10 protein-coding genes are annotated in these 13,783 nt (G+C 65.4%); 4 read left to right on the top strand and 6 right to left on the bottom strand.

Annotated elements, in window-relative coordinates; all coding sequences use genetic code 11:
• Window positions 1-25 precede the first annotated feature (25 nt).
• The 6 genes from ACOYYX_RS14075 to ACOYYX_RS14050 form a co-directional block, all read right to left on the bottom strand.
• Entirely contained in the window at window positions 26-232 is a 207-nt protein-coding gene (locus tag ACOYYX_RS14075; protein WP_422930533.1) for a hypothetical protein, read from the bottom strand.
• A 150-nt stretch (window positions 233-382) separates the two neighbouring features.
• Window positions 383-1,090, bottom strand: coding sequence for a hypothetical protein (locus tag ACOYYX_RS14070; RefSeq protein ID WP_422930532.1), 708 nt, complete (start codon window positions 1,088-1,090; stop codon window positions 383-385).
• A 15-nt stretch (window positions 1,091-1,105) separates the two neighbouring features.
• Entirely contained in the window at window positions 1,106-1,378 is a 273-nt protein-coding gene (locus tag ACOYYX_RS14065) for a WXG100 family type VII secretion target (protein ID WP_422930531.1), read from the bottom strand.
• 171 nt (window positions 1,379-1,549) lie between these two features.
• On the bottom strand, window positions 1,550-2,590 hold the full coding sequence (locus ACOYYX_RS14060; protein WP_422930530.1) for a potassium channel family protein: 1,041 nt from the start codon (window positions 2,588-2,590) through the stop codon (window positions 1,550-1,552).
• Between the two features lie 93 nt (window positions 2,591-2,683).
• Window positions 2,684-3,700 carry an ABC transporter permease gene (locus tag ACOYYX_RS14055; protein ID WP_422930529.1) on the bottom strand — a complete coding sequence of 339 codons (1,017 nt, stop codon included), beginning with the start codon at window positions 3,698-3,700 and terminating at the stop codon, window positions 2,684-2,686.
• Window positions 3,697-4,776, bottom strand: a complete 1,080-nt coding sequence (locus ACOYYX_RS14050; protein ID WP_422930528.1) for a substrate-binding domain-containing protein — start codon at window positions 4,774-4,776, stop codon at window positions 3,697-3,699. Before ACOYYX_RS14050 ends, ACOYYX_RS14055 begins: the two co-directional genes overlap by 4 nt.
• Window positions 4,777-5,042: 266 nt before the next feature.
• Here ACOYYX_RS14050 and uvrA point away from each other — a divergent pair, with 266 nt between their 5' ends.
• The 4 genes from uvrA to ACOYYX_RS14030 all read left to right on the top strand — a co-directional run bounded on the left by uvrA (window position 5,043) and on the right by ACOYYX_RS14030 (window position 13,713).
• Window positions 5,043-7,844 (top strand): excinuclease ABC subunit UvrA, encoded by a 2,802-nt coding sequence (gene uvrA, locus ACOYYX_RS14045; RefSeq protein ID WP_422930527.1) that lies wholly within the window; start codon window positions 5,043-5,045, stop codon window positions 7,842-7,844.
• A gap of 126 nt (window positions 7,845-7,970) precedes the next feature.
• Complete coding sequence (locus tag ACOYYX_RS14040) at window positions 7,971-9,440, top strand: RtcB family protein (protein ID WP_422930526.1); 1,470 nt, start codon at window positions 7,971-7,973, stop codon at window positions 9,438-9,440.
• Between the two features lie 70 nt (window positions 9,441-9,510).
• The gene (locus ACOYYX_RS14035) at window positions 9,511-12,471 is read left to right on the top strand and encodes a RecQ family ATP-dependent DNA helicase (RefSeq protein WP_422930525.1); all 2,961 of its coding nucleotides are present in this window, start codon (window positions 9,511-9,513) and stop codon (window positions 12,469-12,471) included.
• A gap of 147 nt (window positions 12,472-12,618) precedes the next feature.
• Window positions 12,619-13,713, top strand: coding sequence for a Gfo/Idh/MocA family protein (locus ACOYYX_RS14030; RefSeq protein WP_422930524.1), 1,095 nt, complete (start codon window positions 12,619-12,621; stop codon window positions 13,711-13,713).
• Window positions 13,714-13,783: the final 70 nt, after the last annotated feature.

The raw sequence follows: 13,783 nt of genomic DNA, 5'->3' as shown, positions 1-13,783 counted from the left end.
GGCAACGCGGTTGCCGAGGAGCGGGTCACGAGCACTCGTGGCGGATCTTGCTCAGGACTTCCGCGATTTTTTCCATGCCTCGGATGGCGGTCGTCGTCTGCTGCTCCAGGGGGAACAGGTGGTTCTTCTCGAAATCGCGCGAGACGCCGTCGCTCCACTTCTCCTTGGCGATGTCCCACTTCTCGCGTAGCGTCTTCAACGTATAGTTCAACCGGGCCGAGCCTGCGCTCATGGTCTTCTCCCCGAGTTAATCGCGTGGATCCGGCGATGGTCAGAATACCGACGTGAGGACGTGTGCATCACTGAGACGGCCGACCCGGGGTCCCGACGAGTCGTTCGGGCCCTCGGGCTCGGATCGGGCCGGCGTCCCGAGGTCGGGAGATCAACTGGTCCTGGCCGCGACGGCCTCGGTTTGCGCCGGGGGGGTCGTCGTACCTTCTGCCGAGACGGCTGCGGACTCGCCATTCGCGGCAGGCTGCACAGCTTCGCCATTCGCCGGGGCCGCCTCGGCGGCCGTGCCATTGGCGGCGCTCGCGGGCTTGGCTCCCGAACCGCCCGAGCCGGCGGGGCCCGAATTGCCCTCGCCCGACTTCAGGACCGGGGCCGCAGGGGCCTCCAGCGCCAGGTAGCGTTCGACCGCCGTGATCATGCGCTCGAGCAGGATGATCGAGCCGACGACGCTCCCGGACAGGCTGTCGCCGAGAGGCTGGGACTGGCTGTGATACTCGGAGATGGCGTGCTCGAGGACGGGCACGAGCTTCTTGATCTTCTCGACCTTCTGCTCGGCCTCCAGCAGCTTCTTCTTGGCCAGTCGCACGGCCTCTTTCTGGTCGGCGTCCGAGACCGATTCACTATTGGCCTGGCTCAACTGGCGGCGGAACAGGTCGGCCTTCGCCTGCGCCAGCATTTCCTGGCTCTTCTTGACCTGTGACTTCCAGTAGGCGAGCTGGTCGCGTTCGAGCCAGTTGCGGAAATGCCGGATCTCCATGTCAACACTTCCGAGGGCGTTCTTCGCGTCCTCAGAGAAGTTGATCAAGGCCGTCTTGAAATCCTTGATGGAGTCGAGGGAGCGTACATTGGCCTGGCTCATGCTCGTCCCCTCCGATTAACGCTGGTTCAAGTACTCTTCGACGCGCTCGGCCTTGCGGAGGAGGAAGGGGACATGCTGATTGGTGGCGTCGACGAAGCGAGCCACGACCTTCAAGGTCGTCTCGAATTCCTCGACGAACTTGTCGTGCTCGCGATCGCGCCAGCTCGAGCTCAGGCCGGCGAGCTGCCCATGCAGGGCCGTCATCTGCGCCATCAAATCATTATTGAATTGGCGCAATTGCGTGGCGAACCGTCGGAGATCGTCCGGATTGACGATTGCTTGTCCCATGGGCTGCCCTTTCGTGACGAAACTGCGGCGAGAGCAAGGACTGGGAAGAATCCCAGTCGGTGCCCGCGAGAGAATTGGTGCGATACTTCAATGGTAGCCGGGTCTTCGCAAGCTGTAAACCACTCAGAATTCCCTCGGAGCGGCTCCATTCTTCGCGTCGAAGACCCGGGCTCAGATCGCCAGCTCGCGACGCAGGTGCTCGAGGTTGGAGAAGCTGCCGAGGACCACGAGGCTGTCGCCCAGGGCGAACACCTCATCGCCGGAGGGCGGAAATTCGACGCGTCCGTCGGCCCGCTTCACGGCAATGACGATGACCCCGGTCCGTCGGCCGATGTCGGCATCCCTCAACGACTTACCGACGAGAGGATTGTCCTCGTGGATCGGCAGGTCGTCCATCTGGATCTCGAGCTGCGAGCGGCGCGTCACGAGTTCGGCGAATTCGACTACGGTCGGATTCGTGAGAAGTGACACGATCCGGTGCGCACCGATGGCCGCGGGCAGCACGACGTGGTCTGCCCCCGCGAGCTTCAGCTTCTTGATGGTGCTGGGTTGCTCGGCCCTGGAGATGATCATGATCTCCGGGCACATCTGCCGCGCCGTGAGCGTGATGAAGAGGGTCATGGCATCGGAAGGGATCGCCGTCACGATCACCTTGGCCCGGCCGACCCCGGCCTCCTTGAGAACGGCCTCCTCGGTCGCATCCCCGTCGATGTACAGATAGCCCCGCTGCTGCAGGGTCGCGAGTTTATCGGGCGCCTGGTCGATCACCACGAAGGGCATCTCGGCGGCCTCGAGCTCCTCGGAGACGAGCATGCCCACGCGTCCGAACCCGGCGATGATCGTGTGACCCTTCAGGGTTTCGATCTGGCTACGCATACGCTGAATGCCCAGGAGTTGACGGATCTCGCCCTCGGCCAGGAACTGGACGAAGCCCGCGAGCGTGAACGCGACGGCGATCGACCCCGCGACGATGACCCCCATCGTATGAAGCCGGCCAAACGTCGTGGCGATCGGCTGGACCTCGCCGAACCCGACCGTGGTGATCGAGATGACGACCATGTACAGGGCGTCGAGGAAACTCCAGCCCATCAGCAAGTAGCCGAAGACGCCGAGTGCCATGACGATGTGGATGGCCACCACGCCCCCGATGATCCTCCGGACCGAACCCCGCCGGATGAGGTCGGCGAACACGCTACGGGCTTTGCTCCACATCGGTTCCGGAGGGTTCAGGAGGTTTCGATCGGAGCCAATGGGGGGCGTTCGACGGGAGGCTGCGGGATAGGTGCAGCCGAGGGGCGGGCGAGCTCAGGCTCGCCCCCGGAACCGCTGGTTGAACGCGACCGCGAGGACCACCACCGTGCCGAGGACCAGGCCTTCCACCTGCGTGCTGTCGAGCCCATGCACGATGAACCCGGTCCCCTTGATGACGATCTGGATCAGGAGGAGGCCCAGGACCGTCCCCCGAATCGAGCCGACGCCGCCCGAGAGGCTGCATCCCCCCACGACGGCCGCCGTGATGGCGTAAAGCTCATACGTCACGCCGAGTCGCGGGTCGGCCTGGCCGCTCCGCCCCGTGAAGAGGATACCCCCGAGTGCGGCGAGCACGCCCGAGAGCCCGTAGGCGAAGATCTTGAGCTTGCGCGTCGGCAGGCCGCTCAGCCGCGCCGCCTGCTCATTGCCGCCGAGCGCGTAGAGGTGCCGGCCGATGACCGTACCGCCCATCACGATGCTCACGACCACCGCGACGATCGCGAAGACGATCAGGGTCCACGACGGTTCCTTCCCCAACAGACGATAAGACTCGAACCGGACCGTGATCGGCTGGTTCTTGCTCAGGATCGTCGCGAGGCTGCGGAGGCCGGCCATCGTCGCTAGGGTCGCGATGAACGGCGGCAAGCGGAACCAGTTGATCATCAAGGCATGCCCGAGTCCGACCAGCAGGCCCATGGCCAGCGTGATGGCAAACACGAGGGCGACGAGCATGGTCGACGGGGGCGAGCTCGCCGTGGGATGCCCGATCCATTCGGTCAGCAACTTGGCGCTCACGATCGACGCGAGTGCCACCACGGCGCCGATCGAGAGGTCGATCCCCCCCGCGATGATGACGACGGCCGCCCCGACCGAGAGCACCCCGAAGAGTGCCACCTGATGCATGAGCGTCCGCCGGCTGAACTCGGAGAAGAACGCGTGCGAGGGGTCGAAGAAGTAGATGATGGCGAGGACGGCGGCGATGCCGACGACCAGACCCCATTCCGGGGCCCGGAAGACCGCCATCCACGACCTGTCATGCCCGGCGGAACGCGAAGGAGACTCGTTCGTCATGACGATTTCAGGCCCTTGCTATCGAGCCACTCTTTCATGGCCTTGATGTCGATGACGTTGTCCCCCTTCACCGGGGAATCCTTGGTGGGGACGATGATGCGGACGCCGGTGTCGATCACCGTCTTGCCGCCCGGCAGCATCTCCTCGACCGTCTTCTTGTCATCCTCGATGTAGGCCTTGAGGAGGCGGACCCCCTGATAGCCCATCTCGTAAGGATTCTGACAGATACTGACGTCAATATTCCCCTTCTCGAGGTGGTCGACGGACAGCTCGTCGAGGTCGAAGGCGATGACGGAGACCTTCTTGCGAAGAGCCGGGGTCTGGGCCAGTTCCTCGGCGATCCGGGGGGGGTTGTACGACCAGAGGCCGAGCATGACGCCGATGTTGGGATACTTGGAGATGGCGGTCACGACGTTGGACTGGGCCCGGTTCTTGTCCCCGTCGTCGTTGAAGATTTCCACCTGCTTGAACGCGGGGCCTGCGCCGGCGAAGAAGCCGTCGCGACGCTCGATCGCGTTGGCCGCCGAGGGCTTGCCGACGAAGACGGCCGTCTCGCCCCCCTGGGGCCTGATGGTCGCTGCGACCTTGCCGGCCACTTCCCCGGCGGTCCTGTTGTTCGTGCCGATGTAGGCCTTGCGGCTATCGGCAGGGCCGTCGGAGTCGATGGCGATGACGACCTTGCCGTTCTTCTGGAGCTCGCGCATCTTGTCGGCGATGCCGGGCGATTCGGCCTCGAGCACCGAGACGGCGACGCCCTTGACGTCCGGCAGGCTCAGCGCCTCCTCGAGGCGCTGGATCTGCCCCTCGGTGGTCCCTTCGTTACGCCGCATCTCGACCTGGGCGCCGAACTTCTCGCCGCCGTCGAGCATCCCCTTCTCGACCGCGTTCCACCAGTCGCCGTTGCTGTTCGTGATGAAGAGGATCTTCGGCCCGGAGGCCACTTTCTTCTTGGAGGCGGCCTCGGACTCATGCGGCGAGACCGTCTCGTCCTTGGTCGCCTCGACGCAGCCGCTCAGGAGCAGGAAGGCCGCGGCGTAGAATCCCGCCGACCCAAATCGAAGCCAAGTCGTCGTCACGTCACTCGTCCCCCTGGGGGTCCCGCCTCGTTTTTTCGTGCGGAACGATCTTAACGGACCAGACCCACGAGCGGAACGGACGCGTTGGATGATTCCCAACGGCCGACACGCCGACTGCACCATACTTCATGGGTCGTGAGTTAGGTGATTACTGCCAGGCCCCCTAGTATACGCCTCAACCACCGCGACGCCATAGCCTTGGGTTGCCGACCCGGCGCACCGCCGCGTACAATGCTCGTTCGACCTCGCAAGCCAGGGGCGGAGCCATGAACGACGATAATGCGCGTCAGATTCGATTGCGAGGCGTCAGGGTCAACAATCTCAAGGGGGTCGACCTCGACTTGCCGCTGAACCGCCTCATCGCCTTCTCGGGGGTGAGCGGCTCGGGCAAGAGCTCCCTGGCCTTCGACACGCTCTACGCCGAGGGCCAGCGGCGTTACATCGAGACCTTCTCCGTATACACACGTCAATTCCTGGCGAAGCTGGAGAAGCCGGACGCCGAGAAGATCGACGGCATTCCCCCGGCCATCGCCGTCGGCCAGCACGGCACGACCCGGTCGAGCCGGAGCACGGTCGGCACGATCACCGAGATCCACGAGTACCTCGGGCTCCTCTTCGCCAAGGCGGGTCAGGTCATCTGCCGGGTCTGCGGGCGAACTGTCCATCCGGCCGACGCGGCCTCCATCTCGAATGAAATCGAAGGCTTCCCCGAGAAGACCCGCTACATGATTGCCTTCCCCTGGGATGTCCTGCCCGGCTCGGATCGCGAGGCCCTGGCGAGTTCCCTCCGCGAAGACGGCTTCACCCGCGTCCGCGTGGACGGCCAGGTCGTGGACATCACCTCGTCCGAGTTCCCGATGCCCGAGGGAGGGGGCCAGGTCGAGGTGATCGTCGACCGCCTCGTGCGGGGGACCGACGCCGTCGCCCGGCGGTTCGACTCGATCGAGACCGCCTTCCGCAAGGGGATGGGGCGTTGTCGGATCATCGCCGACGACACCGTCCTGACCTTTTATCAAGGGTGGCGTTGCAGCGGCTGCGGGACCGACGCCATCGAGCCAAGCCCCCGCCTCTTCTCCTACAACAGCCCGCTCGGGGCCTGCCCGACCTGTGAGGGTTTCGGCAGCGTCATCGACCTCGACCTGGATCGCATCGTGCCGGATCGGTCGAAGACACTCCGCAACGGTGCAATCGCCGCCTGGACGACCCCTGCCTATCGAGAGAACCTCGACGAGCTCATCCAGGCGGCGCCGAGCCTGGATATCCCGCTCGACGTCCCGTTCAAGCGGCTCAAGCCAGAGCAGGTTGCGATCCTGGTTGATGGAATGCCCGAGCATGGGTTCATCGGCATTCGTGGATTCTTCCGCAGACTCGAACGCAAGTCGTACAAGATGCACGTACGCGTCTTCCTGAGCCGCTGGCGGGGCTATTCGACCTGCCCTTCCTGCCATGGGACCCGACTCAAGCCCGAGGCCCTCGCGGTCAAGCTCGGCGGCAAAGATATCGCCGCGGTCCTGGCCCTCTCGATCAAGGATGCGAGCGTTTATCTGCGACAAATCCAGGCGGAGGATTCGAGCCTGCCTCTGGAGCGGATCGTCTCGCAGGTCTCGCATCGCGTCGACTTCCTGACCCGGATCGGGCTCGACTACCTCTCGCTGGATCGCCCCGCCCGCACCCTCTCGCGAGGCGAAGGGAGACGGGTGTCGCTCACGAGCGCCCTGGGTTCGGGCCTGGTGAATACGCTCTACGTGCTCGACGAGCCCTCGGTGGGGCTGCATCCGGTCGACGTCGGGCGATTAATCTCGGTGATGACCGCACTTCGAGACGCGGGGAACTCGGTCGTCGTCGTCGAGCACGACGCGAGCATCCTGCACTCGGCCGACCTCCTTATCGACATCGGCCCCGGCGCCGGGGAGTTGGGCGGGAGGGTCCTTTATCAGGGTCCTCCCTCGAAGATCGCGGGGACACCTCAATCGGTCACAGCCGATTTCCTCGTGGGCAAGCGCCGGATTTCGGCCCCGAGGATGCGTCGCAAGTCGACCAAGGGGACTCTCAACCTCCTGGGGGCGAAGGCGCACAACCTCAAGAACATCGACGTCTCGTTCCCGCTCGGGATGCTCTGCGTCGTCTCGGGCGTGAGCGGCTCGGGCAAGAGCACGCTCGTGGAGGAGACCCTCTACCCTGCCCTCCGACGCCGGCTCGGTCTCGAAGCTCCTGTCTCAGCTACTCATACCGAGCTGACGGGAACATCAGGCATCGACGACGTCGTGATGGTGGATCAGGCGCCGATCGGCCGGTCGGGGCGCTCGAACCCGGTCACGTACCTCAAGGCGTTCGACGAGATCCGCAAGACCTTCGCCGCCACGCACGAGGCCAAGCTCCGCAACTACGGGGCGGGGACGTTCAGTTTCAACGTCGAAGGGGGCCGCTGCAACGCCTGCGAGGGGAACGGATTCCAGACGGTCGACATGCAGTTCCTCCCCGACGTCTTGATCCGCTGCCCCGAGTGCCATGGGACGCGATACCGGCCCGAGACCCTGGAGATTGCGTACAGGGGCAGGAACATCGCCGAGGTGCTCGACCTGACGGCCCGCGAGGCGTTCTCCTTCTTCCGGCATCGGCCCAAGGTCCAGGCGAGGCTTAGGCCGCTGATCGACGTGGGCCTCGACTACCTCCGACTCGGCCAGCCCGCCTCGACCCTCTCCGGCGGCGAGGCGCAACGACTCAAGCTGGCGAGCTACCTCGCGACCTCCCCGGGGGCCCTGACCCGCGCGGCGAGCCGGGAGAAGACCCTGTTCATCCTGGACGAGCCGACCTCGGGCCTGCACCCCGCCGATATCCTCAGGCTGCTCGACGCGATCAACTCCTTGCTCGACATCGGCCACTCCCTGATCGTTATCGAGCACAGCCCCGAGATGATGATCTCGGCGGACTGGATCCTCGAGCTCGGCCCGGGAGCCGGGGCGGACGGGGGCCAGCTCATTGCACAGGGGACGCCCGAGGCCGTCGCCACGATGGACACGCCCACTGGCCGGGTTTTGCGGGAATTGCTTTCGCCTCCCTCGACTTGATTTTCGAAAGGTTCCGCCGAACACATCGTCGAAAGAGAACTTTATTCGAGCAGGGCTCTCTGCATTCTCAACGAGTGATTCGATTTCGACGACGACGGCAGAAGCCAGGATTTGGAGTCAATTCCGATGGGCCAGAAGGGCGGATTCACGGGTCCCTTAGAGCAAGTCGGTCCTTGCCAGTGGCGGATCCCGAAGAGCTATCGCGATGACATGCGGGTCGACGGCCTGATCTTCGCCGACGACAAACTCATCGAGCAGATCAAGAAGGACCAGGGGCCCGAGCAGGTCGCCAACGTCGCCACGCTCCCCGGCATCCAGAAGGCGAGCATGGCGATGCCCGACATCCACTGGGGCTACGGCTTCGCCATCGGGGGCGTCGCGGCGACCGACCCCGAGGATGGCGGCGTAGTCTCGCCGGGCGGGGTCGGCTACGACATCAACTGCGGGGTCCGCCTGCTGCGCTCCGACCTGACATGGGATGAGGTCAAGCCCCGGATCCGCACCCTCGTCGACCAGCTCTTCCGCGACATCCCCACGGGGGTCGGTCAGAGCGGGAACTACAAGTTCGACAAGCCCAGGCTCCGCCAGTTGATGGACCAGGGGGCCGCGTACGTCGTGAACCAGGGGTGGGGCACCGAGCGCGACCTCGCCTTCACCGAGGCGGGCGGGCGGCTTGCAGGAGCCGACCCCGACAGGGTGAGCGACCGCGCCTATTCGCGAGGTTTCGATCAGTGCGGCACGCTCGGATCCGGCAACCACTTCCTCGAGGTCCAGGTCGTCGACCGGGTCATCGACGCGGCGGCGGCGTTGGCGATGGGCATCCACGAGGGGCAGATCACGGTCCTGATCCACTCGGGCTCGCGAGGGCTCGGCTATCAGGTCTGCGACGACTTCCTCGGCGTCTTCAAGAATGCACCCAAGAAGTACGGCTTCAACCTCCCGGACTGGCAGCTCGCCTGCGCGCCGGTGCGGAGCCCGGAAGGGCAGTCGTACATCGCCGCCATGCGCTCGGCCGCCAACTATGCCTGGTGCAACCGACAGCTCCTGGCACACCAGGCCCGCGAGGTCTTCGCCAGGGTCCTCGGTGTCTCCTGGGAGAAGCTAGGTATGGACCTCGTCTATGACGTCGCCCACAACATCGCCAAGTTCGAGGATCACGACGTCGGAGGGGGCCTGACCAAGCAGGTCTGCGTCCATCGCAAGGGGGCGACGCGGGCCTTCCCGCCGGGACACCCGGAGATCCCCGAGCCATATCAGGAGATCGGTCAGCCGGTGATCATCCCCGGCAGCATGGGGACGGCGAGTTGGGTCCTCGCGGGTTTACCCGGGAGCATGACCCAGTCGTTCGGCACGACCTGCCACGGCGCGGGGCGGATGATGAGCCGGACGGCCGCCGTCAGGCTCGCGGAAGGGCGGCGGATCGACAAGGAACTCGACGCGATGGGCATCATCGTGAGGGCTCGCGGGCATAAAGGACTCGCGGAAGAGCAGCCGGCAGCGTATAAAGATGTCGACCAGGTGGTCGAAGTAGTGGACAAGGCCGGCATCTCCAAGAAGGTGGCGAGGTTGCGACCCGTCGGCGTCATCAAAGGATGACGCCGAAGAGTTCGGGTCGAGGCCGCAGACAACGTCGCAAGTCCGCCCCTGCATCGTTGAGGGCTCATCCGTGATCGGAGCCGAGACCGCGCTGGACCTGGAACGCACCCTCCACGAGCGATTCGGGCTCGAGGAATTCCGCCCCGGCCAGCGCGAGGTGATCGAGAATGTCCTGGCCGGCAAGGACGTCCTCTGTGTGATGCCGACCGGGGGCGGCAAGAGCCTCTGCTACCAGCTCCCCGCCCTGCTCCTCCGCGGCCCGACGCTGGTGATCAGCCCCCTGATCGCCCTGATGAAGGACCAGGTCGACGCGCTGACGCAACGGGGCCTTCGGGCGACCCTGATCAACAGCACGCTCGACGCCGCCGAGCAGCACGCGCGGATCCTCGAGATCCAGGCCGGACGCTACGACCTCATCTACGTCGCGCCCGAGCGGTTCCGGAGCCAGCGGTTCGTCGAGGTCATGGCCAAGCTCGGCCCGGCCCTGCTCGCGGTCGACGAGGCCCACTGCATCAGCGAGTGGGGCCACGACTTCCGCCCCGACTACGCCAAGATCGGCAAGGTCCGGCGCCGGCTCGGCTCCCCCCCCTGCATCGCCCTGACGGCCACCGCCACCGACCTCGTCCGCCGCGACATCGCCGAGCAGCTCGACCTCCAGGACCCTGCGCAGTTCGTCACGGGCTTCGACCGCCCGAACCTGAGCTACGCCGTCGTCGAGACCCGTCGCGACGCCGAGAAGCTCTCGGCCCTGGCCGACATCCTGGAGAAAGCCCCCGGGCCCGCCGTCATCTACGCGTCGAGCCGGGCCCGCTGCGAGATGATCGGCACGCATCTCGAGCGCGAGCTGAAGCGATCGACGGTCGTCTACCACGCGGGCCTGAGCCGCGAGGATCGCACGAGCGCCCAGGATCGGTTCATGCGCGGGGAGGTGGAGACAGTCGTCGCCACCAACGCCTTCGGGATGGGCGTGGATAAGTCGGATATCCGCTCGGTCATCCACTTCAACCTGCCCGGGACCCTCGAGGCCTATTACCAGGAAGCGGGCCGCGCCGGCCGCGACCGCAAGGCCGCGCAGTGCGTCCTGCTCTTCTCGTACAGCGATCGCTTCCTCCAGGAGATGTTCATCGAGAATGAATATCCCTCGTATGAATCGATCTATGCGGTGTACGACTTCCTGCGGGCCCGTTCTGAGGATCCGATCGAGCTGACGCACGCCGAGATCGCCGAGGCCGTCCGCGCCGACGTGAACGAATCGAGCGTCGGCACTTGCCTCAAGATCATCGAGTCGGCCGGGGGGATCGAGCGATTCCTGCCTCGCGAGAACATGGCCATCATTCGGATCAATTCCGAAGGCGATGAGCCCTCGCTCGAGCCACGACTCGGCAACCAGGCCCGCGTCCAGCGCATCGTGCTGCTCGGGCTCGAAGGCATCGTCAATCGCCGCTACGGCGAGGCCATCTACTTCCAGCCGCAGGACCTCGCCACGACCCTGGGACTGGAACGCTCCGCCCTCGACCGCGCGGTGAAGGCCCTGGCCTCATCCCTGCCGATCGACTATGTGCCCCCCTTCCGCGGCAACGCGATCCGCGTCGTCGACCGCCAGAAGAAGGCTCGCGACCTCGAGATCGACTTCTCCGCGCTCGAGAAGCGGAAGCGTCGAGAGTACGACAAGCTCGACCGGATGATCGCCTACAGCCAGACGCGGCAATGCCGCCGGGCCTTCCTGCTCGGCTACTTCGGCGACGCCGCGGCCAGCCACGAGCGCTGCCATCGCTGCGACAATTGCGGCTTCGGCCCCGAATCGAGGCCTCGCGCCACCGAGTCGACCATCACGACGCAGGCCGGCCGCGAGATCATCATGAAGGCGCTCTCAGGCGTCGCGAGGGCCAAAGGGCGATTCGGCAAGACCCTGATCGCGCAGATGCTCACCGGTTCGAGTTCGGAGAAGATGGAGCGCTGGGGCCTCAAGAAGCTCAGCACCTATGGCCTGCTCTCCGAGTTCCGCCAGACCGAGATGATCCAGATCCTCGATGCCCTGAGCAGCGCCGGGTTCGTCGAGATCTCCGAGGTCGATCGCTTCCGCCCCGTGGCCAACCTCACCGCGACGGGCTGGGAGGTCGTCCGCAGCCAGGTCGATCACCCCCTGGTGCTCGAACTGCCGGAAGAGTTGCTCGGCAAGATCTCGAAGGAAGACGCCGCCGCCCTCGCGTTGCGGCCCGTTCAGGCTCCGGCGCTTCCCCCATCGGCCGACGACGAGATTGAAGCCACGGCGCTCCTCGAGCAGGATGAAACCCCCGAGGATTCCTCGCTCGAAAGGGACCCGCTCTGGATCAGGCTCAAGGCCTTGCGAAGCCAGTGGGCCCGAGAAGCCAAGCAACCACCCTATTGCATCTTCTCCAATCAGACGCTCGAGCAACTGGTCCGGCTCCGCCCCCGATCGCCGCGAGACCTCGCCGCGATCAAGGGGCTCGGCTCGTCCCGCATGGAGCGCCATGGCCAGGCCCTCCTGCTCGCCATCTCGCAGGATCCACGCACCGCCGACGGGGTCGATGTCCTGGTCTCGCAGACGACCGTCGAGTCGGTCGTGGTCGAACCCGAGCCCGCCCCGGTCGGGCCAATCTTCACGGAACCCGTCCCGAGCCCTGTCCGAACCGCCGAGCCGATCTCGAGCCGGGTTCCTGGGCCAATCCCTGTTCGAACTCCCGAGCCGAGACCCATTGACGAGCCCGCCCCCACGCCGGCGGGCTATGTACCCACGGAAGAATGGACCTGCCGACTCCTCGAGCGGGGCTTCTCCCCTCGCGATGCCGCCGCAATCCGGGGCCTCGACTCGGAGGCCATCATTCGACACGTTCGACTGGCCGTCCGCCGAGGCCGCAAGCTCCCCCCCGAATCCTTCATCCCCGGCGAGATGATCGAGACCTGGGAGCTTCGCCTGGAGCATGCTCCCGATGAAGACCCCGTCTTCGGAGCATCGCGAGCCGAGAGCGAGTTGTGGGAACTCTATCAGGTCTGCCGAGGCGAAAGCTGATCGGTCCCCCTCGGCGTCGGTCAATGTCGGCCGGGATGTCATGCGTATCGCGGGTTCGAGCCGATTGGAGCGTCCCCGGCCTCTCGGATAAGATGGCCGTCCACTCCCCCAGATCAATCGATGTGGCCAGGACGAGAGGTGCGAAGCATGCGACGCAGGACGTTCGTGAGTGCCCTGGCGACGGGTGCGATGCTGGCCGCGGCGCCGGCGACGACTCAACCGCCGCTCAGGCTGGGCATGGCCGGGCTGGTGCATGGACACGCCGGAGGCTTCCTGTCCCGGTACCGCAATCGCGCGGACGTCGAGATCGTCGGCTTCTCGGAGCCGGATGGCGAGGTCGCCAAGCGTTACATCCAGGGGGCAAAGCTCGATCCATCGAAGGTTTATGCGTCGCTCGAGGCGATGCTCGACAAGGCCAAACCGCAAGCCGTCGTCGCCTTCACGAATACGGCAGACCACCTGCCGGTCGTGCTCGCCTGCACCGAGCGCAAAATCCCCGTGATGATGGAGAAGCCCCTGGCCGTCAGCGTCGAGCATGGCCGGGCCATCCAGGAGGCGGCCGAGCGTTCTGGCATCCACGTCCTCGTGAATTATGAAACGACCTGGTATCCGTCCAACCACGCCGCCTATGCGCTCGCGAAGCAGGAGAAGGCCCTGGGCGAGATCCGCAAAGTCGTGATCCACGACGGCCACAGGGGTCCGAAAGAGATCGGCGTCCAGCCCGAATTCTTGGCCTGGCTGACGAATCCCAAGCTCAACGGCGCCGGGGCCCTCTACGACTTCGGCTGCTACGGCGCCAACCTGATGACCTGGCTCATGGACGACGTGAAGCCGACCTCGGTCACGGCCGTCACCCAGCAATTCAAGCCCGAGATCTACCCGAAGGTCGACGACGAGGCCACCGTCATCCTCCAGTACCCCAAGGCCCAGGCAATCATCCAGGCCTCGTGGAACTGGCCTATCGACCGCAAGGACATGGAGGTCTACGGCCGCACCGGCCAGGTCCTGACGGTTGGCCTGGAAGGGCTCAAGGTCCACCTCGGTCGCCAGCCCGAAGAAACGCGAAAGGCCCCCGCCCTGCGCGCCCCGCAGGATGACTTCCTCCGCTATTTCACCGCCGTCGTCCGCGGCGAGATCCAGCCCTCGGGCCTATCGTCGCTCCGCAATAACCTGATCGTGACGGAGATCCTCGACGCCGCCCGCACCTCGGCATCGACGGGGCGTACCGTGACGCTCAGTTAAATCCACGGAAATAGATCACTCCGAGCGGCCCCTTGTCGGTTAGCAGGGGCCGTCGATTCTTTCTTGCGAG

It is taken from the genome of Singulisphaera chitinilytica (assembly GCF_049331405.1).
Lineage (GTDB): Bacteria > Planctomycetota > Planctomycetia > Isosphaerales > Isosphaeraceae > PoT.
The sequence above is the reverse complement of the archived record's forward strand: the minus strand, read 5'-3'. Positions and strand labels throughout refer to the sequence as shown.